Source organism: Streptomyces sp. NPDC093261, from assembly GCF_044753645.1.
Lineage (GTDB): Bacteria > Actinomycetota > Actinomycetes > Streptomycetales > Streptomycetaceae > Streptomyces.
Genome location: NZ_JBIVNO010000005.1, coordinates 24,338 through 50,079 on the forward strand (window position 1 = coordinate 24,338; position 25,742 = coordinate 50,079).

Here is a 25,742-nt window from a genome sequence, read left to right on the forward strand (position 1 = left end):
CGCATCTCACCCCGAGGAGTCCCCATGCATCCCGTACGCCGCCCTGGACTCGTTCATCCTGCGTTCGAAAATGCCACTACCCCCTCGGGCGCCAGCCTTCGCCTCACCTCCAGTCGCGCAGCTCTGCTCGCCGACAGGTCACGACCGGAGACGAGGTACCTGGCATGACGCAGCCCACACCTCTCTCGTCCTCCGTCCTCACCCATAGCTTTCGGCACGGCGGTGCCCTCGTGACCAACGGTCGGCACACCGTAGAACGCCTGGTACAGGAGGGCCGCTCGTGAGCGACTCACCCCACCAGCTGATCGCCGACGTGGCACAGGTCCTGCTCCGTACGAGCGGCGCCGCCCTGTGCGTACGCCGCGCACTGGACGCCGCCCTCGCACCGGGACAGCTCACTGTCGTGGGCGGTCACCTGGAAGTCGGTGAACCACTCGACCATGCTGCGCGACGCGAGGCCATGGAGGAGGTGGGGGTCCTTATCACTGCTGAGCAGCAGGAGTTCTGCGGGCTAATCCACCACCACGACACCGACGGTGGCCTGGACCGGATCACCGCCGTGTTCGTGGCGCAGTCGTGGACGGGTGAGCCGTACAACGCCGAGCCACACAAGCACGAAGGGCTCTTCTGGGTGCCGATGGAACGACCGTCGCCGGACTGTCACCCCTACACCGCCACCATCTTCCACATGCTCACCCACGGCCCGTCCTACCGGGCCATCAACTGGCCTGCGAGAGGCGCCCGGTGAAGAGATTCTTCGCCCCGGTCACGATGGCTGATCCGCAGGTCTCCGACGCCGAACACGAGCTGTTCGGTGGCCCCCTGCGACCCACGGCCGCCACCCAGGAGCATGACGTGAACCCCCGCACCCTCGACCACACCGACACCCTTGAACTGCCCGTCACCGGCGACGGTCCCTTCAACGCCCTGCACACCTTCTGGAAGCCGTCCCACTACGCCACCGGTCTGGAAGCCCACACCGAGTCGTGCAGCTGGCGTACCTTCCGAGTTGGCGACCTCGTGGTGGGAGTCCGGCTGCGTGCCGAGGACCGCACAGTGATCGCCGACATCTACAGCGACGGTGACTTCAAGCCCGCCGACCGCGAGGAGCTGACGCGCCGGCTCATCTCTTCATACGGGCTGGACGAAGACCAGGCGGCGTTCACGGAACTCGCGTCCCGAGTGCCCGCAATGCGCGAGGCACTCGCAGCCCTGGGCGGGATGCGGCAGTCGTGCCCGGAGGACCACTTCGAGATCGCCGTGATCGCCCTGCTGCTCCAGAACGTCACCATCCGCCGCACCGCCCAGATGACCCGCAATCTGCTGGTCCACTACGGCCGTCTTGTCCACTTCGACGGGATCACGCTGCGGGCCTGGTTCACCCCAGACGAGATCGCCCACGTCCCGCCGGAAACGCTGAAGGAGCGGGACCGGCTGGGCTTTCGTGCCAAAAGCCTTCCGCACTACGCGGCCTACTTCCGCGACCACAGCACCGAGGACCTCAAAGCCGCCGGAAACCTGATGGAGGCGGTCCAGGAAATCAAAGGAGTGGGCCCCTACACCGCCGCGGTAATTGCCTCCCACGCTTCCCGCGACCCTGCCGTCTTCGGCATCGACGTGTGGAACCGCAAGATCCTTGCGCGCCGCCTCCTCGACGCTGACGACGCCGCGCCGGAGACCGTGATGACCCGCCTCAACGAACTGTTCCCCGGCTACGCCGGCACCGCCGGCCTCTACCTCGTCGAGCACGAGTACCTGACCAACCCCGTCGCCCCGCTCCTGCGTTCCGGCGCCGACGCCCTCACCGCCTGGAACGCGGCCCTGGAGAAGACCGGAACCTGACCCGCCCCAGGGCGAGGGCAGCGGGCGCCACCGCCGCCTCTGCTCCTCGTTGCCATGCCCGCACCGCGCCCGACGGGATCTCCGGCGAAAGGGTGATCCCAGCTGTTCGAGCGACACCGGCGCGACCCACAACAAGGCCCGCTTGACCACAGTCAAGCAATAGAACATCCGTCCACGACCTGCCCCGGATCTGCCCGTGACAGACCCGTACGGGGGCCGTTGTTAGAGCACCAGTACCCCTCGTGCGTCCATCTGGAGGACTCCGTGAACCCTGTGCCCGTCCCTGCGAATCCCATCGCTGCATTCGAACGTCCTATGCCGGCTGTCCCGTGCTCCGCACGATCCGGGCGGCAAGTTGACGCCGCCGCCCAGCGCGCAGCACGACCGGATACGGGGTGGGCGGCATGAGTGAGCCCACCGATGCATCACCCGACAACATCCCGGGGCCGCGCACCCCCCCGCTGAAGTCCACACCCTCCTCGTTGCCTCCCGGACCGACGACCGGGCCCAACGCGTCCTCTACAGCCGAGCCGGATGAGACATCGGAAACGGCTGCCAGGGAGCCGCAGATGCGGTATGTCGATCTGACGGGCAGCCGTGAAGCGGCCGGCCGTTCGATCAGGATGCGCGATATGGCCCGGCGGCTGCCGCAGCTGGTACGCCGGTCACTGGCTCTCGCGTGGCGGGTCGACCGCCGAGCGACCATCGGTCTCCTGCTGTGCCAGGCCGTCACCGGCGTGATGCAAGCCCTCGGCCTGGTCGCCATCAGCGGCACCCTGACCGCCCTGCTGACCAGTGGAGACGTCTACCAGCGGCTCCTTCAGGCGTGGCCTTCTGTGGCCCTGCTGGCCGGCACCGCCGGCGTACGCGCCCTTCTGGGGATCACCGTCTCCTGGCTGTCTTCCCGGTTGGGCCCACTGATGTCGCGCGAGGCCGAACAGATGCTGCTCACCGGGTGCGCCGAGGTGGAGTTGTTCGCCTATGACGAGCCCGATTTCAACCACGACAGGGAAGCCGCCGACCGTGGGGCGCAGGTCACCGGGGACCTGATCGACGAGGGGCAGGACCTGATCGCTTCGTCGGCCTCCTTTGTCGCTGGTGCGATCGTGCTGGCCGGCGTGCACTGGGTCCTTCTCCCCCTTCTGGTCGCGGCCAGCCTGCCGCAGGCCCTGGCTCAGGTCAGCGCCGCACGGGTGCGATACCTGGCGAATCTGCGCAGCAACGGCGACCTGCGGATGCTGTCGATCCTGCGCTGGCACATCTACACCAAGGAGGCTGCCGACCAGATCCGTGCCGGCACCATGGCCGGCTTCCTCTCCGACCGGTACCGGCAGACGGTCGCCCGGATCAACCGCGAGGACCGCGCCGCCGCCGACAAGGGAGCCCGCATGTCCCTGATCGGCGCGCTGTGCGGCGGCGTGGGATCGGCGGTTGTTTGGGCGGCGGTCGTGTGGCTGCTGGCCACCGGCCGCATCAGCGTCGGACATGCCGGGACGGCTGTTTTCGCCCTGCAGACGGTGGGCCAGTCGGTCCGCGGTCTGGTCTCGGTAGGCGCGCGCGCCGTGCGAACGGGCCTGTACATGGACGACTGGAGCGGCTTCCTGGACAAGGCCGGAGGGTTCCGCATGCGCCGGGGCACACATCGCCCGGGGCCGCCGAAGAAGATCGAGATCAAGTCGGTCACACACCGGTACGCGGGCAAGAACCAAGACGCTCTGTCCGACGTGACGCTCACCCTGCGCCAGGGCGAGGTCACCGCCCTTGTCGGCTTCAACGGCTCGGGTAAGTCGACGCTGTCGAAATTGATCAGTGGCCTGTACCTGCCCACCGAGGGGCAGGTGCTGTGGGACGGCGTTCCCACCGGCGACTCCGATCCGCAGGCGCTGTGGCAGCAGGTGGCTCTGGTGCCACAGACGTACGCGCGTTGGCCGTTGACGGTGCGGGAGAACATCACCCTCGGGCAGCCCACGGCGCGTGGGGACGCAGCGGTACGCGAGGCGTGTGAGGCCGCTGGCGCCGACGAGGTCGTCGACAAGCTCGGCGCCGGGTTGGACACCCTTCTCGCCCGCGAGTGGCTCAACGGGGAGGAACTGAGCGGGGGCCAGTGGCAGCGCATCGCTCTCGGGCGGGCGTTCTTCCGCCAGGCGGGGCTTTTGGTTCTTGACGAGCCGACCGCGAACCTCGATCCGCTTGCCGAGTACCGGATTTTCCAGCGGCTACGGGGTCTTGCCCGGGACCGGGTGGTACTGCTGGTGACCCACCGCATCACCAGCGTCGCCGTAGCCGACCGGATCGTCGTTCTCGACGAGGGCAGGGTCGTGCAGGAGGGCACCTACGAAGAGCTTGCCGAGCAACCAGGTCTGTTCCGACAGCTGCTGTCGTGCCAGCTCTCCTCGGATGCCCGGGACGATGACGAACAGCGGCAGGCGTCCGCATGAGCACACGCCCGCGGAAGAGCATCGTGCTCACAGACCTGTCCGCCGCCGTGAGCACACAGCACACCGCCATGCTTGCCCGTCCGGATGCCGATGTGCTGACCGGCCCACAGCCATCTGACGCCCCCCTTCTGCGGCGGAAGGGGTTTCTGCTCCGCGGCTGTATCCGGGGCAGCGACCCGGGCGTGGACACTGCGGTGCCTGGGATGCCCGAGCAACAAGATCACGCATCCACGGTCGTGCCGGGCGTGCGCCCGACGGGAGCCGAGGGGGTAGGTCGTGTCCTCCTCGTATGACCCCGTCTCGTCGGCCGGACGGACGTCGCTGTGGCGGCACCAGGACTTCCGTCGGTACCTGACCGGCCAGGCCGCCAGTGTGGCCGGCAGCTCGATCAGCGCGATGGCCCTGCCCGTGCTGGCCGTTCTCGTACTGGATGCCAGCCCTGCCCGGGTTGCCTGGATCACGTTCATGGGCCAACTCCCGCCCGCCCTTCTGGCGCTGCACGCCGGAGCGCTGGCCGACCGGTACTCCAAGCGGAAGCAGATGATCACCGGAGATCTGGTCAGTGCCGCCGCGCTGGCCAGCGTGCCCGCAGCGGCGGCGCTGGACAGGCTGTCCCTGGCTCAGCTCATGGTGGTCGCTGCGGTGCAGGGTGCGGCAGGGGTGCTGCATGATGCCGCAGCGATCAGTCTCCTGCCCGGCTTGGTCGACCGGTCCCTGATCCAACGGAGCAACAGCCGTATCGGCGCCCTGTTCGCCGTCGCCGCCACCGCCGGCAGCAACCTCGGCGCCGCCCTGACCGCGCTCCTCGGACCGGCCCGGGCACTGCTCGGTGACGTCGGCTCCTACCTCGTCAGCGCCTGGTGCACCGCCCGCATCCAGACTCGCGAGACCGCCCGGGCGCGAGCAGGAAGCGACCGTCTGCACACCGAGATCGGTGAGGGCCTACGGTACGTAAGCCGTGACCACCGGCTGCGCACGCTGACCCTGGTCAACGCGACTACCTCGGCCGCCCTGGCACTCCTCAACACCCTGTGGGCCCTGTACCTGCTCAAGTCCCTTTCGATGAGCCCGACCGCCTTCGGCGTGGTCCTGGGGCTGGGAGCCCTCGGCGCGGCGGCAGGAGCGCTTGCCGCGCCAGCCCTCGCGCGACGGTACGGGCCCGGGCCGATGATGCTCGTCGCGCTCGCGCTCACCCCGCTCACCCAGATCCCGCTGCTGCTCGCTTCCCCAGCCCCGGCCTGGCAGACCGGGATCGGCGCCGCCCTGTTTCTCCAGCTGGCCTGCGCCGCGGCGGCGGGAACCACCCAGCGCTCCATTCGTCAGGTCGTCACCGCCGATGACATGCAGGCCCGCATGCAGGCCGTGAGCACCTGGCTCACCTCAGGCGCCCGGCCGGTGGCCGCCCTGGTCGCTGGCGGCCTCGGGACACGGATCGGCGTACGGCCCACCCTGATCGTCGGCACCTGCCTGCTCCTCGTCCCCCTCATGGTCCTCTACCGCTCCCCACTACGCGGCCTCCGCCAGATGCCCGGAGCCAAGCCCGTCCCCTCCCCTCCAGGAGATCCACTCATGCAACCACCCGTCCCCTCCCCCTCACCTTCACCCGGCGCCGCCCCCGCCGGCGACGGACAGCGCAATCCCGCGGTGGGCGGAGGTGGTACGGCGTGAGCGCGGAACTGAATGTGATCGGCGGCCACCTGTACCTGGAGCGGGACGGCATGGTGCTGCTCGGGCAGCGGCACCCGGATTCGGCATACGCGGGCGGCCAGTGGCATCTGCTCGCCGGCCATGTGGAACGAGAACCGGCCCGGACCTGCGTGGCACGGGAGGCGATGGAGGAGGCGAAGCTGGTCGTCGCCGAGGAGGACCTCGTCCTCGTGCATACGGTGCACCTCCTCGACCACGAGGACGCCGTACCGCGCGTGGGCTTCTTCTTCCAGGCCAGCCGGTGGGAGGGCGAGCCCCGCGTGCTGGAGCCGGACAAGTGCCTCCGTTGGGCCTGGTGGCCTGTCGACGGCCTGCCGGAGCCGACCGTTCCCTACACCCGAGCAGCCATCGAGGGGATTCGTGCCGGCCGGCTGTATACCGAGATCGGTTGGGAGCGGCAGAAGTGAGCGCCCCGGAAATGGACACGCACTGGCCTGGTCCCGAAGCCGCCCAACAGCCGGACTCCTCTTGCAAACACCGCGCAGAGATCCCGGATACACCCGCACCTCCCGGCGCAAGCACTGCAAGGACGGCCGTAGGCCGAACCGGTCAGGAACAAGGAGAGGGTTCTGCATCGAGCACGTCCCAGCGTCCGAGGATGTCCGCTGACCTGTTCGCCGCAACGGCCGCCGCCCGCACCGCGATGGTCGACCGCCTCGTCGCCGACGGCGTGCTGACCGACCCGCGGCTGCGCGATGCTCTCCTACGTGTGCGGCGGGAAGTGCTTCTCCCCCACGCGTACGTCCGGGTCAGCGGCCCAGGCGCGGATCCGATCGACTGGCGGCTCCTCGACGGCTCGCACCCCGACGACCAAGCGGAGTGGCTCGACCTCGTCCACAGTGGCGACTCCGTCCTGCTCCAGCGTGACGGCGAGCCGCTGGACGCCCTTCGCCGGGGACCGGTGACCGGCGGCCACATGACCTCCATGAGCACCTACGCCCCTGCCACCGTCGAGGTGTTGCAATGCCTCCAACTGGACTGCGGGCAGCGGTTCCTGGACCTTGGTTCGGGTCCGGGGATCTCCCTGGCGCTCGCCGCTGCCATCACGGGCCCTGGCCGTGCCACCGGGGTCGAACGCGATCCGCACATGAGCGTATTCGCCCAGCGGAACCTGGACCGGCTCGGGCTGGAAGCGACGGTCGTCGAAGGTGACGCGCTCAACGGACACGCCACCGGGGCACCGTATGACCGGATCCATTCCGGCATCGGCGTGCCCTGCATCCCGCTGGCCTGGGTGGAGCAGCTCGGCCCCGGCGGAACGCTGCTGACCACGCTCGTGACCAGAACGCCCAGCTGGCCCGGCCAGATGAGCGCCACCCGCACGATGAAGGGCAGGCTTCAGGCGGTGCTGACGGGCCGGCCGCGCGGCCACCGGCCCCTGCTCGGCTACGAGTGGCTCACCGCCGTGAACCACCGTCCCCAGGTCAAGGCCGACCCCGGCCGACCGCGCCCAACCCGGCTCGCGCCGCCCGACGATGACGCCTACGGCTTCTGGATCGCCGCCGCGTACCTGGCACCGGGCTTGATCAGGGATTTCCAGGCCGACACGATGACCATCGTCGCCCCGAAGGAGGATTCCTGGGCGGTGGCCGGCCCCGGCGACGGCACGGTCCGCGTGCACGGGCCGCGTGACGTGTGGGCCGAACTCGAAAACGTCCACGACGCTTGGGAGCGGGCGGGCCGTCCGGACACGTACCGGGTCGATATTCCGGACGGCGGGGGCCCGCAGCGCGTCGCCTCCGGTCCCGGCCGGATGGCCCTCACCTGGACGCTGCCCCCGCTCGCCGCCGTCCCCCACCAGACGTCTCCATCGCTCGGGAGTTGTCCATGACCCAGCAACGGCAACCCGTTCCCCCGCCCGCCGACGGCCCCAGTCGACCGGCCGGGTGGTCCGAGGAATTCCTCCGCCACCGCGACGGCCAGGGCTGCCCCATGTGTGACAACGACTTCGCCGCCGAAGACATCGGCTGGGGCATCCTGCTCCACCAGGGCGAAGTGGCCAACGCCTACCTGTGGCGCTCGGGCCAGGTCCGGGGCTACTGCGTACTCATTCACCGCGGCGCACCGCACGTCGCCGAGCCCACCGACCTCTCAGACGCCCAGGCCGCCGCGTACTGGGCCGACACCCTCACGCTCGGCAAGGCCCTGACGGCGTTCTACCAGCCGATGAAGATGAACTACTCCACCCTCGGCAACGTGGTGCCCCACCTCCACACCCACATCGTTCCCCGCTACGCCGACCACGCCGACCCGGCGCCAGGCGGGCCGCTCCCGTGGACGGCCCTAGATACAAACCGCCAGGACGAAGAACAGCTCCAGGCGGACGCCGCCGCGCTGCGCGCGCTGCTGGAGCAGGCATGACGGGCCGCCCGGAAGAAGAGTCCGGGGACCTGTTCGCCTCTGCTGCGGCCGATTACGCCCGATACCGGCCGGGCATCCCGTCCGAAGCGGTCCGCCTACTCGCCGGCACAGTGAGAGGTGCCGCCCGGCCTGTCGTGCTCGATCTCGGCTCCGGGACCGGGCAGGTTGCAGCTGCGCTGCTCCCCGCTCTTGCGCATGTGGCCCGCCTGGACTTAGTGGATCCGGACGCAGGGATGCTCCGCGAGGCCGCTGAAACCCTCGCCCCGCTCCTAGGTGACTGCCCCGCTGGCTTCCACCGCGTCGGAGCCGAAGACTTCACGCCGCCGTTCGACGGCTACCGAGCAGACCTGGTCACCTGCGCGCGGGCGTTTCACTGGATGCCTCGGCCCGCAGTCCTCTCGATGGCCGACCGCGTCACCGCTCCCGGGGTCAGCATGGCGATCATGGGGGATGGCAGCCTCTGGACCCACCCAACGCAATGGACGACGGAGCTGAAGCGGCTCATCCAGTCCTACCTCGGCCCCGAGCGACGGGCCGGCACCGCTGGGGCGTACACAGAGCCGGTGCGCCGTTACGAGGACGACCTCGCCGAGTCCGCGTTCAGCGACGTCACCGAGCACCGGTTCCCAGTCCGCCGCAGGTGGACACCCGCAGCTGTGGTCGGCTATCTGCGCAGCACGAGCTTCGCCCGCCCGGCGCTCTTCGGCGATCTGCACGCACGGTTCGAGCAGGAGGCTCATTTGCTGCTGGAGGAACACGGACGAAATGAAGGGCTCATTGAGGACGCTGTGTTCACCGTGCTGCTCGCCCGCCGCCCCGGCGGTGACCGGTGAGCGGGGGGCGGCACACCGAGCCGCTGGACGTGCACCTGGTCGCGGTCCGCGATACCGAGGCCGGCACCGAAGTGCTCCTGTCCCGGCGGGCCGGCGACGTCTACGCGACAGGACTTTGGCACCTCCCATCTGGTCACCTCGACCCCGGAGAGGATGTCGTCACCGCGCTCGTGCGGGAGACCGGAGAGGAGACGGGCGTCCTCGTCGACCCCGCTGATGTCCGCGCGGCCGTCACCGTGCACCACCGTTCCCCCGGCGGGGGCACGCGCGTGGGGTTCTTCTTCGAGGTCCGGCACTGGCGTGGCAGCCCCCGCGTCATGGAGCCGGACCGGTGCGACGCCATGGCCTGGTTCCCGCTCGACGCGCTGCCACAGCCGATGGTGGCCTACTGCCGGGCCGGGCTGGACGCCTACCGGGCCGGAGCCCGGCTCGCCCTGCACTTCCAGGAGCCCGGCGATCCCATCGCCTACGACCCGGCCGTCGACCGGCTGCGCCTCCTCCCCCACGCCGGCCCAGGCAGCACGATGCCCGAGGACGCGGTGCGGGGCTTCGTCGAGCGGGCGGTCGGCCGGATCACCGACTGGACGGATGTCTCCTGGGCACGTAAGGGCAGCCAGGTGTGGCGGGCACGCGATGCCGAGGATGGGGTGTGGTTCGTCAAGACCCACCAGAACGACCGCTTCCACCAGCGCGAGGTGGCCGCCTTCCGCAGCTGGGTCCCCCGTCTGGGCCCGATGGCACCCCGGCTGATGGCCGCCGATGAATCACTACGGGCCGTCGTCCTCACCGCGGTGCCAGGCCGTTCTCTGCACGGCGCCGTCCACCCACCCGAACAAGAGCGACGGATCTTCCACCGCATCGGGCAGCTCGCGGCAACCATCCACCGCAGCGCCCCGGCACTGCCGCCCCTCCCCGACTCCATGCCACTTGAGAAGCTGGAACGGCACCTGGACGGCGCACGCGCCTACCTTGAGCCCGGGGACGAGGCATTCATCCGCGCCACCACAAAGGGGGCAGCAGGTCTGCCGGCACTGGAGAGGGTTCCCACGCACGGCGACTTCCAGCGGCGGAACCTTCGCTGGGAGAAGACGACTGGCACGTTGTACGTGATCGACTTCGAAAGAAGCGAACACGGTCCGGCCGTCAGGGACTTCGTCCGCCTGTCCGACGCCTGGCACGGCCGGCCGGACCTGCACGAGGCCCTGATGACCGGCTACGGCCGCCCCCTGTCCCTCGCCGAAGAAGAGCACCTGGTCGTCCTGTCCGTATTGGATGCCGTCTCCGGCATCCAATACGGCGCCGCCCACGGCGATCCGGAACTCGTCGAGCGAGGCCGCCGCACCCTGGCCCGGCTCCGCGCAACGGACCGTCTTTGACCAGCACACCACACCACCCACCAGCTGAAGAGCAGTTGAGGAGCACGCCCGTGGCGTACGTCGTCCGCTACCAGTGGCAGCAGCACTATGCCGACGGCAAGGGGTTCCGGGAACTCGGTGAGCGCGAGCGGGCCCTGCTCGCCGAGCACGCTCCCGTTCCCGATGGCGGCGGACGGGCGCTCGATGTGGGCTGCGGCACCGGCAGCCTGGCCGCCTACCTTTCCTCCCTCGGCTACACGGTGGACGCCGTCGACTTCGCCGACAGTGCTCTCGCCCGGGCCCGGGACGAACACGCCGACGTCGAGCGGGTGCGCTGGATCTGCCTGGACATCGAGCGCGACGACCCGGCAGATCTGCACGAGGACGGCTACGACCTGGTCACCATGCGGCTGATGTACCCCTTCCTGCGCGATCGCAGCCGCGTCCTGCACGGGCTCGGTGAACGACTGCGGCCCGGCGGCACGCTTGTGGCCATCACCCCCGTGGTCGAGCACACCCCGGCCGAACGACGGGACATCGCCCTCGACGAGGACGAGGTCCGCCTGCTCGCCGAAGGCTGGGAGACCGTCGAGCGGCTGGAGGCGGACCAGCTCGCTGTCCTGGTCCTGCGCGGCCCGTGCCACACCGGCACCCGGGCGGTGGAGCGACAGCGACCGCCCACCGGTCTGGCTGTGACAGGCGCCCTTGCGGTCGTCACCGACGAGGCCGGCCGGGTCCTGCTCGGCCGCTCGCGCCGGGGCATGTGGGAACTTCCCGGTGGGAAGACCAGTGGTGCGGAGTCCTTCGAAGCGGCGGCGGTTCGGGAACTGGCCGAGGAGACGGGCCTGACCGCCTCGGCCTCGGACGCGCACGTGGTCACGATGCTGGCCGACGACAGCCACGGCGTGCCGCGGCTCACCGCGGTCGTCCGTATCACCGCATGGTCCGGCACCCTCGCCAACCGAGAACGGCAGTTGTTCGACCGGTGGGAGTGGCATGACCTGCACGCCGTGGCCTGCCTCGGTCCCGTGTTCGCTCCAGCCGCGCAGGCCCTGGGCGCGACCTGGCCCGGGGTTATTCCTGGCCTTGCACCGGTCCACTCCTATCCGCTCGCGATCGACCAGCCGCCCGTGCCCGGTGAACCGGCCGAAGCTGTCCGGCTGCGCCAGCAGATGACCCAGACGGTCATCGACGGCGGCTGGGCGCCCTCCGAACCGGTACAGCAGGCGCTGCGCACGGTGCCCCGGCACCGCTTCGTCCCCGAGAAAGCCCTGAAGACCGCGTACGACGGCGGCGACCGGGCCGTCGTCACCCGCCGCGACGAGACGGGGAAGGCGACCAGTTCGGTGTCCGCTGCCTGGCTCCAGGCCGACATGCTCCAAAGCCTGTGCCTGAAGCCGGGAGCGATCGTGTTCGAGGCGGGATCCGGCGGCTACAACGCCGAGCTCATCGCCCATGTGGCCGGCCCCACGGGCAGGTTGGTCACTGGCGACATCGACCCCTACGTCGTACACCGCACCCGGCGGTTGACCACAGAGGCCGGCAGCGGCCGTGTCACCGCGTTCCAGGGCGATGCGGCACTCGGCGCCCCCTCACACCTCGTACCGCGCGGCGGCTTCGACGCAATCGTGATCACCTACAACTCCTGGGACATCTCCCCCTCCTGGCGGGAGCAGGTAGCTGAGGGCGGGCGCCTAGTCCTGCCCCTCGAAATCCACGGATACACCCGGGCGATCGCGTTCGAGCGACGCTGCGAGGTACTGCACGCGCGGAAGTTCACGCACTGCGGATTCCTCCGCGCCCAGGGCGAACACGCCCGCCCTATCCCGGCCGTGGACCTCCTCGACGGCGAGCTGAAGCTCCGATTCGAAGACGGCACCCCCGCCTCGACGAAGGGATTGGAAGAGGCGCTGCGCGGGCCGCGCCACCAGGTCGCCACCGGGGTCACCATGGGGGCGGGCTTCTACTTCGGCTCGCTGCAGCTCTACGCGGCCACCACATTGCCAGGCTTCGTCCGTCTGTCCGCCCACCGGGACAAAGGCACCGGCGTCACCCAGATCGCGATGGACGGCGATGCGCCGGCGATCCTCGGCGACGCCTCACTGGCCTACCTCATCCACGTCCAGACCCGGCGCGCTGACAGCCCTGCGGAAAAGGAGTGGGAGTGGGTCGTCCATGCCTTCGGACAGCACGGCCCGCAGCTCGCCGAGCAGCTGGCGGCCACGGTGAGAGCCTGGGACCGCGACGTACGCACGAACGACGGCAAGCAAAGCGACCCTGTCCTGACCGTTCACCCGGCTAGCACCCCCGACGGCCAGCTACCCGCCGGGGACGTCCTGGACAAGCCCCACAGCCGCCTCGTGTTCCAGTGGCCGGGCCGTGTGCCTTCACCGTAGACCCGGCCGGACGAAAGACGTGGGGCTGGCGCTGAAGCGCGCCGGACCGGGACGGCCTGCTATGTCCGGCATACGTGAGCCCGACGGAACCCCGGCTCACGGGCGTCGAGTCCCACCCCTCATCTATCCCTGCACCTGCTAGAAGCCTCCACGACCCTGCCGTCCGCATCCCGTTTCCTCGAGGAGATCCATGGCCGAGACGACCCGCCCCTCCGAACAAGCCGAGCGCGAAATCTGCAACACCACACGCGGTCCTTCCGGTGACCCGGTGCTGATGCACACACCGTCCCGCCTGGTGTCCGACAGCCAGCAAGCCGACGGATCCGAAGCCACCGAACAGGCTGTCACCCTCTTGGCCCCAGAGATCCGAACCGGCCGATGCCAGTGCGGTGACATCTCATACGAGGTAAGCGGCCTCCCGGATGATCCCCATCTGTGTTCATGTCCTCATGAAACCCGGATCTCCGGCGGTCCAGCCGTACTCTGGGTCGGCTTCCACAAGAACGGGCTGGCCTGGACAGGCCCCGGCGGTGAACCGACCTGGTACGCGACATGGCCAGACCTTCGCCGCGGGTTCTGCCCCCGCTGCGGCACCCACCTGATCTCCGTCGCTGACTCCACGGACATGATCATGGTGACCGGCTTCAGTCTCGACCTCCCCCACCAACGCGGTATCGAGCCCGTTGGGCATTCCTTCCGAGAGAACGCCGTTCCGTGGATGAAGATCACTCTCGCCCCAGAACCGCCCCGGTCCGCGGCCACGCTACCGTGCGGTTCATCACTAGCCCGCACGCCGGGCGGCTGATGTCCGTCGCCGGGCTGCCGAAGCCGGCCCAGGCGTGCCGGTCGTCCGCTGGCGGACGCCGATCGGCAGCACGGTCCACACCCCTGCGGCCAACGCGACTCACCAACGTGGCCATCGGCAACCGGATCGGCGTCCTGGACGAAGGACGGATCACCCAGGAGAGCACCTACGACCAACTCACCCAGGAACCGAGGCTGTTCCAGTCCTAGTGGGAGCTGCAGCGACGGAGCGGCGGCGCCGCCTGATCCACGCTCCCCCGTCCGCGCCATGACACGCCCGCCCACCGTCCTGAAAGGCAGAGCCACGTGGCCTCCCCCGCTTCTCCTTCGGATCGCGTTGCACCTCGGGCTGCCCTCTCGGCAGCGCAGTACGCCGTGTCCTCCCGGCATGCGGTGTGGCTCGGCGCCGCCGCGATCGTCACCGACCAGGTCGGCCGCGTCCTGCTGGTACACCCCACCTACCATGAGGACGACCGGTGGCTCTTGCCCGGAGGGATCGTTGAACCCGGCGAACACCCGCACGACGCCTGCCGACGCGAGATCACCGAAGAACTGGGTCTGCCGAACCTGCCCCTGGCGAGCGTGCTCGCCGTCCACTCCCTCTCGTCACACCACGCCGCCATCCGGCGCGGCATCCCATGCCCCGGAGAGATCCGCTACGTCTTCGACGGCGGAACCCTCACCCCTGACCAGGCGAAGGCGATCCGCCTGCCGCGCGAGGAACTATCCGAGTACGCCTTCCTCGAAACGCGGGACGCGATGCAGCGGCTGCGCCCCGTGGACGGGCAGATCATGCTCGCCGCCTACCGTGCCCGCCTCGGGAACACCGCCACCGCCCACCTCGCCGACGGCCGGCACATCCTCGATATCCCACCCCTGGACCGCCATGACGTCCACGTCCGCTACCGGCCCCTGTGGGACAGCCCCCTCAACCGTGACCCTGTCCCTGAACGGCTCCCCGTGCAGCAAGCCTGGGCGTGGTGCTTCGTGCCCGACGGCCGGGTCGTCCTCGTCGCCGACCCAAGCCCCCGGGGCGCGCTGCCCATGCTGCCAGGCGTCACTGTGGAAAGGACCGACACGACACCCGAGGACACCCTCCACCGCGAAGCCGCCGAGGAAGCCCAGCTCACCCTGACCGACCCGGTGCGACTGGGCTGGGTGCTGGACGAGACCGGCGAGGTCTACGGCGGAGTGGGCCCCAACGCCCGGCTCCGCCTAGCCGCCCGGGTCACCGATATCGGGCCGGCGACCGTCGACCCCGCCACCGGCCACCCCTTCGCACGCCTGCTCGCAACCCCCGCCCAGGCAGCTGCCCTTCTGGGATGGGGGCCGCCAGGAGCGCGGCAAGCCCGACTCGCCGCTGAGACAGCCCGAGAGCGTTGGGGCCTGCCCACCGCTCGCCCTACCGCAATCGACGAAGTCCCTGCGGAGGGGATGCGGCTGAGCTGACACGAGCGACCGCCCTTTTCAACTCTGGACCAGCCAAACCATCGATCGGAGGCACGCGTGCCTGACGACACCCAACAGGCGATCTCATCTGTCCCGAGCCCGGCGACAGGAGGTGGACCGCGGGAGCACCACATGCACCTGCTCCCGCGGTACTACCGTCAAGTAGAGGCAGGGCGCAAGACGATCGAAGTGAGGGCGGCCACCCCGCAGAAGCGCGCCGTTGCCGTCGGTGACACGGTCGTCTTCCACGACCGCGACACAGGCCGGGAGCTCGACGTCATCGTGCAACGGATCACCCCGTACCCCTCCTTCGAGGATCTGCTCAGTTCAGAGGACCTTGGGCGCATCGACCCGAACGGGCCGCCCGGAGAACTGCTCGCCAACCTGCGCAGCATCTACCCGCCAGCCAAGGAGGGCCTCGGCGTCCTCGCCTTCGCATTCGACCACCGCCCTGCACGGCCAGGCCGACCGATGCCGATGACGCCCGCGCAGTACGCGCAGACCGTCCCCCATCATACGGTGTACGGCTGCCTGTACATCCGCGACGAACACGACCGGCCGGTTCAACTGCGCTCGGTCTACGGCTCGCGCCTCTGGCAGTTCCCGGGCGGCAACCTGGACGCCCAAGGAGAGGACCCGCTGCAAACCGCTCGCCGCGAAGCGGTCGAAGAGACTGGCCTCGAACTGGGCCTGGATACGCCGAAGCTACTCCTGACGCACTTCCTGCACGCCGGGCCCCGCCTGCCGCTGAACAAGGTAGGGCTCATCTTCGACGGAGGCCGGCTCACCGCAGAGCAGCTCGGTCGGATCCGACTCGATCCCGCCGAGCACGACATGTGGGCCGTGCACGACCTCGCCACCTGGCAGGGCCTGATGGCGCCGCGCGCCTTCGCTCGCCTCGACGCCATCGAACGGGCCCGGCGTGGCGAAGGCCCCGCCTACCTCACCACGCACACCTGATCCCGAGCGCACCCACCCAGCCGGACGAAAGCGTCGGCGACTGGGCTTGGCACCCGCTCGATCAGCTCCCCGACAGCCTGTTCGTGTGCAGCGCCCAGATCCTCACCGCATGGCGGCCCGACTTGGCCATCGACCACTCACCAGCGCACTCCACGCGTTTCGCATCCGGACCAGCGGCCATGCCGGGCGACGGCCTGGCCTGACCGCCAGCACCCTCGTACGCCTGCGGCACCGCTCATCTTTTACTGTCGAAGGAGACGTAGTTGAAGATCGTGCTGATGTCCGACCCTCGGGTCGCCGCCATCCCTGTTCAGGACTGCGGCGAGGAACTCATCGACATACGGGCGTCCGGCCTGTTCCTCGTCGATCAACGCAAGCAGGACCCCGACGGCCACTTCGCGCACCTGCGGCACGGGCTCATCGAGCGCCTGGAACACGCCCAGCGACTGCTTCCCACTGAGTTCCGCCTGCTCGTCGTCGAGGGGTACCGGCCTCCGGCGCTCCAGCGGGCGTACTTCGAGGAGTACGCGACCGAGCTGCGTCGCGGAAACCCCGACTGGAGCGACAGCCGCGTCCACGAGGCCGCAAGCCGCTACGTCTCCCCACCGGAGATCGCGCCGCACAGCGCCGGCGCGGCCGTCGACCTGACCCTCGCGGCCTCGGACGGCCAGGAGGTGGACATGGGGACGAGGATGAACGCCTCCCCAGAGGAAAGCGACGGCGCCTGCTACACCCGCGCGAACTCGATCAGCGGCGCTGCCCGGGCCCATCGCGACACGCTCTGCCGCGTCATGTCAGCCGCCGGTTTTGTGAACTATCCAACGGAGTGGTGGCATTTCAGCTATGGAGACCGATACTGGGCCCTCCACACCAGCCAGGCAGCCGCGGTCTACGGACCACGCGACCGCACGTAAGCAGCAGCTATCAGCAGTACCGCGAGGGAGCGCGACATCGTGAGCAAGCCGACCGCCGTCCTGCTCATCGGGATCACCGGCTCCGGCAAGACGCACCTTGCACAGGCCCTCGCCGCGACGGGCCTTGTCCGCCTCAGCGTTGACGAGGAGGTCCACCGCCTCCACGGCCGGTATGGGGTCGACTACCCCGAGCACGGGTATTTCGAGCGCGAGGCTCCTGCGGTCGAGACGGTACGTGCGCAGCTCACGGAGCACCTGCGCGCGGGCCGTGCCGTCGTCCTCGACCACGGCCTGTGGCGTCGTTCCGATCGCGAGGAATGGAAGAAGACAGTCCGGGCCGCGGGCGCACTCCCGCTGCTCGTCTACCTGCCGGCCTCCAGGGAGGAGTTCCTGCGGCGCCTCGCCGCGCGCAACCAGCGCAAGGACGCCAATGCCTTGAACGTGACTTCCGAAGCCTTGGACGACTTCTTCGCTCGGTTCGAACCGCCTACCGACGATGAAGGTGCCGTCATCACCTACAACGGCGACGCAGAGGTCATCCGCTCCATGATCCGATGACGCCCCCGGCCGTCCCGCCGAGCAGAGGCGCCAGGTGCTCGGCCATCACGAGCAAGGACCGCTCCGAATAGGCCGGTCCTACCAGCTGCACACCGATCGGGAGGCCATCGGCGCTACGCGCAGCAGGCATGACCAGGCTGGGCAGACCGACGTGGCTGGTCAGGTTGGCCCAGCCGGTCTGGTCGAAGAAGCTCCGCTCAACGCCGTCGACCACGAGAGAGCGGCTCCCGGCCGGGATCGCCGCCGTAGGAGCGGCGGGCGTAATGAGGACGTCGTGCTGGGCGTCGGCGAAGAACCGGTGCCACGTCTGCCGGAGGCGGTGGCGCTCCTCGTTGGCGCGGAGCCAGACACGGTGTGTCTGCGTTCGGTGGCGGAGGAAGGCGGCTCGAGGGCTCGCATCGTCCGTGTGCAGGTCACGGGCAGCGGCGAGTTCGGCGGCGCCGGCGTCGTCGTCGGTGGCTGCGGTCGTGGTGGCGTAAAGGAGCTGCTCGAAGAGGCGCAGAGAGTCAGCGAAGCCGACCGGCCCCGTGGTGTGGCGGACACTTGCGCCGGCGGAGGTCAGCGTCCGTTCGACGGTGGCGAGAGCATCGGCGGTGTTGCGGTCGACTGAGCAGCTCGCGTCGTCGGCCCACACTGCCACGCGGAGCTGGCCGATCTCGCGTTGCGCCGTGGGCAGCGTGACGCTCCAGGGGTTGTTCTCGTCGGGTGACGGTGTCGTCAGTGCGGCGAGGAGCAGGTCGAGGTCTCGGGGGTGCCGGGCCAGGGGGCCGGGGGTGACCATGTCGCTGCTGGTGATCCACCCCGGCGGGCGAGGGACGTGGCCGCGGGCTGGGATGAGTCCCTGCGTGGGGCGCAGGCCGTAGACACCGCAGTAGTGGGCGGGGAGCCGCAGGGAGCCGGCGAGGTCGCTGCCGAGGTCGGCGGGGGTCAGACGGGCGGCGACTGCTGCGGCGGGGCCGCCGGAGGAGCCGCCGGTAGTGCGCTTGGGGTCATGCGGGTTAAGCGTGGGGCCGAACAGGACGTTGTCGGTGTGCAGGTCTTGGCAGTACGCCGGGGTATTGGTCTTGCCCATGATGACGGCGCCTTGGTGGCGGAGCCGGGCGACGGCGTCGGCGTCGTGTGCGGGAACGTGATCGGCGAGGTCCTCGGCACCGCTGGTGGTGCGCAGGCCGGCCGTCTCGAAGCTGTCCTTGATCGTGAGGGGAAGGCCGTCGAGGATGCCGGTGCTCTCGTTGCGGGCGCGGCGTTCGTCGGCTGCGTGTGCGACGGCTCGGGCCGTGCTGTCGTCGCGGGTAACGACGGCGTTGATCTGGCTGGCGTCGATCTGCGCCAGGTGGAGGTCGAGCAGTTCGCGGCTGGAGATCTCGCGGCGATCCAGGGCCTGGAGCTGGACGTGGGCGGGCTGGTGGGTGAGGTCGGTCGTCATGCGGAGACCTGCTCAAGGTGGGGGGCTCGTGCGGGCTGGCGGGGCAGGTGGCGCGCTACGTCGAGGAGAGCGTCGATGTCGTCCATGGGCCTGCTGGTCTGGCGTTCGGAGTCGGCGAACTCGGTGAGCTGGTCGGTCTCCGGGCGGGTACCGGCGGCCCGGGCGGCGATTCCGGCGAGGATCTGGTCGGCGGTGACGGCCGCGGACAGCTCTTCTCCGTGAAGTCCTCGCGCCCGGTGGCGGGCTTCGCTGGCTTCGCGGACTGCGGCATCTAGGTACTGACGGATCACGAACCGTCCGTCTCGGATCTCGACTGCTCGGCGGTAGAGCCGGATCGAGATGCTGCGGAAGCGGCGCCTCTGGGCCGGGTCGACTCGGTCGATCGGCAGTGCGATCTCGGGCGCCTCGCTGTAGAACGCCAGCCACAGGGGGCGTAGGCCGTAGTAGCTGCGGTATTGCTTGATCCGGTACTGGAGACTCTGAGCCTGATCGTTGATGGTGGGCACTAGCCAGCCGATGAGCGTGAGCATGGCTCCGACATCGCCGCAGGTCCACGCGAAGCCCTCCCACTCCGCGAGCGACGCGTTGAAGGCGCCGGCGATCACGTTCCCGATGCGCACGGCGCTGTATCCGAGAGTGACGGTCGCGCCGAGGGCGACGATGCGCAGGCCGATACGGACGGACCCGCGTGTGCTGCGGTGGGCCAGGCGCCAGCAGGCACGGGCGAGGGACAGTTCGCCGATGGTGTAGGCCGTGACGTACAGGGTGAGATACGCGGCGTACCAGCCATCATGCGCGTAGTACAGCGTGAAGTTGATCGGTCGCGGCGCGTTAGGCGTCAGCAGGGCGAACAGCACCAGCAGCCCTGCGATCACAGCGAAGCCTGCGGCTACCCACTCCCGTGCCCTCCTGCGGGCAACTTCGGGGGGTGATCCCCAGTAGGTGAGGACGATCTGCTGGCAGGCGAGCAGCGCGACCACGCACCCCATCGCCAGGGGTACGGAGAGGTTCACCACGCCCAGGACATGATCGAGGTACTGCCACATCAGTGTGATGGAGAACAGGAACGACAGCCCTGACAGCAGGAAGACGGCGGCCAGCGCGGTGAAGGCGGGGTCTCGGCGGCGGGTCGGCACGTCCCGCAGCAAGCAGAGGAAGCCGAGCGTGGCGACGACGAGGCTGATCGGGTGGAGCAGGTCCTTCACGGCCGGGCCTCCCGTCGGCGCAGCAGCGTGTGCGTGACCCGGTCCTGCACTTCGTCTCCGGAGGACTCGTCGCTGCGCAGCCACCGGTCGATGATCCAGCGCTGGATCAACGAGGCGAGGAGTTCGGTGTCCCGCTCCTCGTCCTCGTCGTACTTGGTACGGCCCAGCATCATCTCGACGGTGGCCGAGCCCACGCTGGTGAAGATCGTTGAGGAGAGCGCGGACGCCGGGCGGTTCTCGTGGTGGCCGAGCAGCAGGTGGCTGAACTCGTGGGCGATGATGTGGTCCTGGTGCAGGGAGCTGGTCCGCGGGTCGTAGTACACGTGGAAGGCACTCTCCGTGACGGCGCATGCCCCGCACACGGAGGGCGCCTGCTCACGGGCCTCCAGGACCACCTTCCGTCCCGTGCGGCGTGAGACCTCGTCGCTGAGGTCGCGGATATTGGTGACGTGCGGGAGCTGCAGCTCGGCCAAGAGGTCAGGCCGGCGCAGCCTACGTGCGGACCACATTGCTTTTCCTTGATCACTTACTGAACGCGGCCGTTTTACGAGCCAGTTGAGGGTGGCAACCCCTCGGATTTTCGTACGCTCTCGACGATTCCCAGGACGGCATCCTTTCCGTCTGCGGAAACGTCGGACAGGCGAAGGAGCACGTTTTTGATCTTCGTGTCGCGAAGCAGTGCGAGCAACTCAAGTTCCTGCACGGTCTTTTCGGCGACGACGTCGTCGAACCAGTATGCGGGGTCCACGCCGAAAAACCCTGCTAGCGCTTCGAGGTGACGCTTCGTCGGGTTATCGCGCTGCCCGGTCCGCAGGAGCCAGAGGTACTGGGCCGACAGTTTGCCCAGCCCGCGCTTCTCCATGAGTTCGGCCACCTCGGCGTTGCTGAAGGGGCCGCGGTCGGGCGGGTGCACTGTGTCGAACAGGCGGTTTAGGCGGTCCATGAGCCCCTTGGGGCTCACCTGGCCTTCGGTCGAGTCTTTCATGATCCTTTCCTGGGTGGACTTCGTCGTCACTTCAAGCACCCTACCCCGCGATAAACGTGAGTTGACGAGCTGATCCACTGTATGGAAAGTTCTTCCTCACCAGCACGTTTCCGTGTGACGCGTACCGCCTGTTTCAGGTCGGCCTGTCCGTTTCTACCGGCAGGAGTATGCCGGGTGAGTGGCACAAGCCACAGCCAGCGACATAGGTCACGTCTGGCACGCAGGATTTTATCTTCGACCGGAAAGCGCGGAGGCGGCAGTGGAAACACCCCATCCGCCTCGCATTTCCACTGCAGGGAATAACAGACACCCGTTCCAATTCGGACACAGTGACACGCTCTCGGCGTTCGAGGCAACCGCGGCAACGGTGCGCTTCGACGCGGGGGTGCGCCCCAGGTCGCGCCGTACGGACACTTGCGGCACACGATCATCCGATGACTCTCTGCAACCAGTACAGAGTTTAAGAACCAAGTCTGGATCTTGATACGGGTCCGTGCGTATGTTCGTCGTCCCCGGGCAGCCCGCCCGCAGCGACGGACATGAGGAGAGCACGAGGACGGACCGGACCGCGAAGGTCCACAAACAGCGACGGCGCCCGGGAGCGGTAACTCACGGACGCCGAACGCTAAGTGGCATACCCGCCCCGGCAAGGGCGGAGATTGCCCACCATCACCACGCTGAGTCCTTCCAAGGGGCGCGTCAGCGTGGCAACACTGCAAAGGGGAGTATCGCATGTCTCCTGCCCTGCGCAAAAGGCCCTTTCGCCTGGCCTGCGCGGCAGCCATCTCCGCCTCGGCGCCTCAGCGCCCCGAGCCGGACCGCACGTTCATGGCCCCGCCGAGCTGCGGGACCCGCCCGCTCGTCGGGAGCTGCCGATGAGCAGCGAAGCCCGCGACTGGGTGTGGGAGCACAGTTGCAGCCGGGGGACGGCGCGTCTGGTCCTGCTGTCGATCGCCGACCGGGTGGGCGACGAGCAGTGCGTTTCCTGGGCCTCCCTGTCGAGCCTGGCCAAGCGCACCCGCGCCTCCGTCTCCACGGTCCGTGAAGCCATCGACCGTCTGGTCGACGCCGGTGAGCTGGAGCAGCTCGAAGACCTCACCGGCCCGCAGCGCAGCACCGTCTACCGCCTCCCCCTCGCCGCCAAGGTCCTGGCGGAGACCGTGGACGACAAAGACCCCGACCAGACGCCGGCGGAGGGGACCGAAGCCACCCCGGCGCTCCGGATCTCGGCCCTGCGGCGCTACAACATCCGCCCGCGTGAGGTGCCGGAATCCCCTGCGAGGGCCCGGAAACCGGCAGTACCGGAATCCAGCAGGTCCGGACGGAAACCGGCACCTCGACGTGCCGGGAACCGGCACAGCGATGTACCGGCAACCGGCACACAGAACCGTAGTGAACCGGATTTGAACCGGAGGTACAGCAGTGGTGGTGCTGCCGTCCTCTCAGCTGCCGAGTGGCAGGTCGACCCAGCCACCCACACCTGGGCCCGCGAGCAGGGGCACCTCGACCGTCTGGGCGAGCAGGGCCTGCAGGCGGCCGACGCGAAATGGCGTGCCCACCGCTCCGGCTTCAAGCCGAGGCCGGCGGCTGCGTGGGCTGCCGACTGGCGTTCCTGGGTCGCCCGGGAGCACCCCCCTGGCCGCCCGAACCTCTACGCCGTGCCCGGCACGGGTCCCGGCCAGCCCGGCGGCATGACGCGGGCAGAGGCCCACACCGCCGCACTTCTCGCCGCCCTGAACGAGCCGACCGGAACGGAGCAGTAGTCGTGGACCGCCGTGAAATCGCAGCCCTGCTGGCCTACATCGGCCGACTCGACCCCCGCACCATCCGCACCAACCAGGGCGAGGCACGCGACCAGCTCGCACAGTGGCACGAGCTGCTTGGCGACGTGCCGATGGCCACTCCGCACGGCTGGGACGCCCGCGTCGCCGCCCGCCAGCACATCAGAGTCTCGCCGTACCAGATCCTGCCCGCGGACGTCGCCCGCCCCTGGGAGAGCTACCGTCGCGACCGCCTGGCCCGGCACTCCGATCCCACGCCGTCCGCCGACCCGGACGACCAGGCCGCCTGGACCGCCGAGCTGGTCGGCACCCGCCGCGCCGTCGCCGCCGGCACCGCGCAGCCCGCCCAGGCCAGAGCCATCACCAGCGGTCGCGACCGCATCGACCCAAGGCTGGAGGCGAGGCTGCGGCAGATCGGCTCCTGCATACCGCCCGCCGCCCGCGCAGCCCTCGCCCCCTATCGGCCCGCTCGCGCAGCCCGCGAGGCCGCCGTCGCTCAGGGGCTGCCCGACGCCCTGAGCGTCAAGTGCGAGTGGTGCCTGGCCCAGCCCGGTGAGCCGTGTCGTCGCCGCCGGATCGGTCCCGACGACGGGGTACGCACGACCGCCCCGCGCGCCACCCCGCACCCCGGCCGCGTCGACCTCGCCGCCGCCCGGCAGGCCCAGCCGAGCGAGCAGGTCCAGCAGCCCGCCGTGGCCTGACCGGCGCATCGGTCGCGTGCATCCCGCCCGATGCACCGCTACCCCCTATCACCGTCCCGCCCCGGCTGCGGCGCACGCCCGCGCGCTGCGGCCACCCGACGCCGCGCCCAGCACCGCCCCAGCCGGCCGACGCGGCAGCACATCGGAGACCACCCTTGCGTCACATCACCACCCACGACGCGCCGGCCACCGGCCTGCGCAGTATCGGAGACACCAACTGGCACACCCAGGGAGCGTGCCACGGCATGGACGTCGAGGACGCTGACGCCGTCTTCTTCCCGCTCCCGCGGGACCACGAAGCCATCGCCGAGGCGAAGGAGCTGTGCGGCTGGTGCCCGGTACGCAGCGACTGCCTCAACTTCGCCCTGGAGAACGTCCTCAAGGAGGGCATCTGGGGCGGCCTCACCGAGGCCGAGCGGCGTCCCTGGCACGACGGACTGCACCAGCGCCTCGACTACCGACGCGTAACCTCCTTTTTCCTGGGACGCGACGTGCATCTGACCGAGGCCGAGCGGCAGGTCGTCATCGACCACGCCTACGTACGCGGCTGGCGGCCCGACCGGCTCGCCACCGCCCTTCAGATCAGCCACAAGCACGCACGCGACCTGCTGCGGCAGGCGGCCAACAAGGTGTTCGACCGCGACCGCACCTACGGCGTGCCGCGGCCCAAGAAGAAGCGGAAGAAGACCGCCCCAGCAGCAGGCGGCCCCCCGCCCGCCTCAGCACCCGGCACACAGCAGCCAGCAGCCCGCCCGGCAGCGTCGACTCCGGCGCACGCCTCTCTCGGAAAGGCCGCATGACCCACCCCTTCCTGTCCCTCGGCGCCGCTCCGGACCTCTCTCTCCTCCTCGCCGCCGTGGTGCCCGCCGCCGTCGTGCTGGTGCTGACCGCCTGGACGATCCGGCGCCAGGGCACACGCCCGCAGAAACGTCTCAGCGGTCCGGCGGTCAAGGTCGCTGCCCTTGCCGCCCTCGGCTGTACTTGCTACTCCGCGGACACGAGCTGGCGGTTCGCCGCCGACTACCTCGACATGGCCGGCACCGCCGAGCGGGCCGGCATGTTCGCCGCAGCCGAGCTGGCGCTCTTCGCGACGGCGCTAATGGCACGGCAGAACCTGGCCACCGAGGGCGCCCCCGGCCTTCCGGGCACGTTGGTCTGGATGATCACCGGAGTGCAGGTGATCCCCGCCTATGCCGAGAGCGGTCCTATCGGCGGAACGGTAAGGGCCTTCGTCGGGCCGGTCATGGCGGCGATGCTGTGGCACCTCGCCATGGGGATCGAGCTGCGCCTGCGCACCCCGGGTGCCGCCTCCCACGGACTGATCGCCCTCCTGGGGCGGGAAGCACGCGAGCGGCTGCTGTCCCGCCTCGGGATCGCCGCACGCGACCGCGACGCCGCACAGATCACCCAGGACCGGGCCACCGCCCGCGCAGTCGCCCTCGCCGTCCGCCTCGCCGAACGCACACCCGAGCAGCAGCAGAGCCGACGCGGCCGGCGGCTGACGCGGCGCCTGTCGAAGGCGGTCGGCAGGGCCTCGGTCGGGACCGACGCCCGCCAGCGCGCACAGCTGCTCGACCAGCTCGCCGCGCGCCGGCACGCACTCGCGCTCGCCACGGTCCCGCTTCCCTCGCCCTGGTCCCCGGCGCACATCACCGCGAGGGCAGCCGCCGTCCCCTCGCATCCGGCCTCGACGGCGCCGGTCCCCGCAGCCGATCCCCCCGGCCCCCACGAGTCGTACAGGGACCGGGGACCGAGCGCCCCGAGGGGACCGGTCCCCAAGATTGCGGACTCTAAGGCGTCGGATGGCGCGGGGACCGGGGGCGAGAACGCGGGGACCAGGGTGGGGACCGAGGTTCCAGCCACAGGTGGGGTCCCGGGGACCGGTCCCATCGACCCGGAAGCCTCACAGGGGGACGCCGGAGGCGTGGGGACCGACCGCACTAAGCGAGAAGTAGCTGCTCAAGGCCCTGATTCGCATCCAGGACCGAACGCCGCCGAGTCGGGGACCGAGCCCACCGGGAACCGGG

At 69.7% G+C, this 25,742-nt stretch carries 23 protein-coding genes; 19 read left to right on the plus strand and 4 right to left on the minus strand.

Annotated features, from left to right (window positions below):
* The first annotated feature begins 280 nt into the window (after positions 1-280).
* The 15 genes from ACIP94_RS14090 (at position 281) to ACIP94_RS14160 (ending at position 17,617) form a co-directional block, all read left to right on the plus strand.
* Positions 281-748: an NUDIX domain-containing protein gene (locus ACIP94_RS14090; RefSeq protein WP_402424355.1), complete on the plus strand. Its 468-nt coding sequence runs from the start codon at positions 281-283 to the stop codon at positions 746-748.
* A gap of 23 nt (positions 749-771) precedes the next feature.
* Positions 772-1,842, plus strand: coding sequence for a DNA-3-methyladenine glycosylase family protein (locus ACIP94_RS14095; RefSeq protein WP_402424358.1), 1,071 nt, complete (start codon positions 772-774; stop codon positions 1,840-1,842).
* A 569-nt stretch (positions 1,843-2,411) separates the two neighbouring features.
* Complete coding sequence (locus ACIP94_RS14100; RefSeq protein ID WP_402424360.1) at positions 2,412-4,280, plus strand: ABC transporter ATP-binding protein; 1,869 nt, start codon at positions 2,412-2,414, stop codon at positions 4,278-4,280.
* A 276-nt stretch (positions 4,281-4,556) separates the two neighbouring features.
* Positions 4,557-5,948: an MFS transporter gene (locus ACIP94_RS14105; protein WP_402424363.1), complete on the plus strand. Its 1,392-nt coding sequence runs from the start codon at positions 4,557-4,559 to the stop codon at positions 5,946-5,948.
* The gene (locus ACIP94_RS14110; protein WP_402424366.1) at positions 5,945-6,394 is read left to right on the plus strand and encodes an NUDIX domain-containing protein; all 450 of its coding nucleotides are present in this window, start codon (positions 5,945-5,947) and stop codon (positions 6,392-6,394) included. The genes ACIP94_RS14105 and ACIP94_RS14110 overlap by 4 nt, the downstream gene beginning before the upstream one ends.
* A 191-nt stretch (positions 6,395-6,585) precedes the next feature.
* Entirely contained in the window at positions 6,586-7,818 is a 1,233-nt protein-coding gene (locus tag ACIP94_RS14115) for a methyltransferase domain-containing protein (RefSeq protein ID WP_402424369.1), read from the plus strand.
* Positions 7,815-8,348, plus strand: a complete 534-nt coding sequence (locus ACIP94_RS14120; protein WP_402424371.1) for an HIT family protein — start codon at positions 7,815-7,817, stop codon at positions 8,346-8,348. Before ACIP94_RS14115 ends, ACIP94_RS14120 begins: the two co-directional genes overlap by 4 nt.
* Positions 8,345-9,181, plus strand: coding sequence for a class I SAM-dependent methyltransferase (locus ACIP94_RS14125; RefSeq protein WP_402424373.1), 837 nt, complete (start codon positions 8,345-8,347; stop codon positions 9,179-9,181). Before ACIP94_RS14120 ends, ACIP94_RS14125 begins: the two co-directional genes overlap by 4 nt.
* On the plus strand, positions 9,178-10,557 hold the full coding sequence (locus ACIP94_RS14130; protein WP_402424376.1) for a phosphotransferase: 1,380 nt from the start codon (positions 9,178-9,180) through the stop codon (positions 10,555-10,557). Before ACIP94_RS14125 ends, ACIP94_RS14130 begins: the two co-directional genes overlap by 4 nt.
* A gap of 50 nt (positions 10,558-10,607) precedes the next feature.
* The gene (gene fxlM / locus ACIP94_RS14135) at positions 10,608-12,932 is read left to right on the plus strand and encodes a methyltransferase, FxLD system (protein WP_402424378.1); all 2,325 of its coding nucleotides are present in this window, start codon (positions 10,608-10,610) and stop codon (positions 12,930-12,932) included.
* Between the two features lie 190 nt (positions 12,933-13,122).
* The gene (locus ACIP94_RS14140; RefSeq protein WP_402424381.1) at positions 13,123-13,737 is read left to right on the plus strand and encodes a GFA family protein; all 615 of its coding nucleotides are present in this window, start codon (positions 13,123-13,125) and stop codon (positions 13,735-13,737) included.
* Positions 13,738-14,111: 374 nt separating this feature from the next.
* On the plus strand, positions 14,112-15,185 hold the full coding sequence (locus tag ACIP94_RS14145; protein WP_402424384.1) for an NUDIX hydrolase: 1,074 nt from the start codon (positions 14,112-14,114) through the stop codon (positions 15,183-15,185).
* 132 nt (positions 15,186-15,317) lie between these two features.
* Entirely contained in the window at positions 15,318-16,145 is an 828-nt protein-coding gene (locus tag ACIP94_RS14150) for an NUDIX domain-containing protein (protein WP_402424387.1), read from the plus strand.
* Between the two features lie 278 nt (positions 16,146-16,423).
* On the plus strand, positions 16,424-17,059 hold the full coding sequence (locus ACIP94_RS14155) for a M15 family metallopeptidase (RefSeq protein ID WP_040896757.1): 636 nt from the start codon (positions 16,424-16,426) through the stop codon (positions 17,057-17,059).
* Between the two features lie 39 nt (positions 17,060-17,098).
* Positions 17,099-17,617: an AAA family ATPase gene (locus ACIP94_RS14160; protein WP_402424390.1), complete on the plus strand. Its 519-nt coding sequence runs from the start codon at positions 17,099-17,101 to the stop codon at positions 17,615-17,617.
* On the opposite strand, the gene ACIP94_RS14165 is transcribed toward ACIP94_RS14160, so the two are convergent.
* From ACIP94_RS14165 to ACIP94_RS14180, 4 genes are all read right to left on the minus strand, one after another.
* Positions 17,595-19,043, minus strand: coding sequence for an amidase family protein (locus ACIP94_RS14165; RefSeq protein WP_006143103.1), 1,449 nt, complete (start codon positions 19,041-19,043; stop codon positions 17,595-17,597). The two genes, ACIP94_RS14160 and ACIP94_RS14165, sit on opposite strands and share 23 nt — an antisense overlap.
* On the minus strand, positions 19,040-20,248 hold the full coding sequence (locus tag ACIP94_RS14170) for an MAB_1171c family putative transporter (protein WP_006143104.1): 1,209 nt from the start codon (positions 20,246-20,248) through the stop codon (positions 19,040-19,042). Before ACIP94_RS14170 ends, ACIP94_RS14165 begins: the two co-directional genes overlap by 4 nt.
* A complete protein-coding gene (locus tag ACIP94_RS14175) occupies positions 20,245-20,721 on the minus strand; it encodes a hypothetical protein (RefSeq protein WP_006143105.1) in 477 nt (158 codons plus the stop codon). Before ACIP94_RS14175 ends, ACIP94_RS14170 begins: the two co-directional genes overlap by 4 nt.
* A 71-nt stretch (positions 20,722-20,792) precedes the next feature.
* Positions 20,793-21,263, minus strand: a complete 471-nt coding sequence (locus ACIP94_RS14180) for an XRE family transcriptional regulator (RefSeq protein ID WP_234377040.1) — start codon at positions 21,261-21,263, stop codon at positions 20,793-20,795.
* Positions 21,264-22,108: 845 nt separating this feature from the next.
* Between ACIP94_RS14180 and ACIP94_RS14185 the strand changes: the two genes are divergently transcribed.
* The 4 genes from ACIP94_RS14185 to ACIP94_RS14200 all read left to right on the plus strand — a co-directional run.
* On the plus strand, positions 22,109-22,996 hold the full coding sequence (locus ACIP94_RS14185; RefSeq protein ID WP_402424394.1) for a helix-turn-helix domain-containing protein: 888 nt from the start codon (positions 22,109-22,111) through the stop codon (positions 22,994-22,996).
* A 2-nt stretch (positions 22,997-22,998) separates the two neighbouring features.
* The gene (locus ACIP94_RS14190; protein ID WP_055493677.1) at positions 22,999-23,715 is read left to right on the plus strand and encodes a hypothetical protein; all 717 of its coding nucleotides are present in this window, start codon (positions 22,999-23,001) and stop codon (positions 23,713-23,715) included.
* A gap of 155 nt (positions 23,716-23,870) precedes the next feature.
* Positions 23,871-24,515: a WhiB family transcriptional regulator gene (locus ACIP94_RS14195; protein ID WP_040896654.1), complete on the plus strand. Its 645-nt coding sequence runs from the start codon at positions 23,871-23,873 to the stop codon at positions 24,513-24,515.
* Positions 24,512-25,742: hypothetical protein (locus ACIP94_RS14200; protein WP_402424397.1), on the plus strand; the 1,231-nt coding region annotated here is incomplete at its 3' end. The genes ACIP94_RS14195 and ACIP94_RS14200, both read left to right, overlap by 4 nt.

Bases quoted from the DNA above. Each gene is read 5' to 3' on its own strand.
- ACIP94_RS14095 (WP_402424358.1), top strand. From the start codon at position 772: ATGGCTGATCCGCAGGTCTCCGACGCCGAACACGAGCTGTTCGGTGGC.
- ACIP94_RS14100 (WP_402424360.1), top strand. From the start codon at position 2,412: ATGCGGTATGTCGATCTGACGGGCAGCCGTGAAGCGGCCGGCCGTTCG.
- ACIP94_RS14115 (WP_402424369.1), top strand. From the start codon at position 6,586: ATGTCCGCTGACCTGTTCGCCGCAACGGCCGCCGCCCGCACCGCGATG.
- ACIP94_RS14120 (WP_402424371.1), top strand. From the start codon at position 7,815: ATGACCCAGCAACGGCAACCCGTTCCCCCGCCCGCCGACGGCCCCAGT.
- ACIP94_RS14125 (WP_402424373.1), top strand. From the start codon at position 8,345: ATGACGGGCCGCCCGGAAGAAGAGTCCGGGGACCTGTTCGCCTCTGCT.
- ACIP94_RS14140 (WP_402424381.1), top strand. From the start codon at position 13,123: ATGGCCGAGACGACCCGCCCCTCCGAACAAGCCGAGCGCGAAATCTGC.
- ACIP94_RS14150 (WP_402424387.1), top strand. From the start codon at position 15,318: ATGCACCTGCTCCCGCGGTACTACCGTCAAGTAGAGGCAGGGCGCAAG.
- ACIP94_RS14155 (WP_040896757.1), top strand. From the start codon at position 16,424: ATGTCCGACCCTCGGGTCGCCGCCATCCCTGTTCAGGACTGCGGCGAG.
- ACIP94_RS14165 (WP_006143103.1), bottom strand. From the start codon at position 19,043: ATGACGACCGACCTCACCCACCAGCCCGCCCACGTCCAGCTCCAGGCC.
- ACIP94_RS14185 (WP_402424394.1), top strand. From the start codon at position 22,109: ATGAGCAGCGAAGCCCGCGACTGGGTGTGGGAGCACAGTTGCAGCCGG.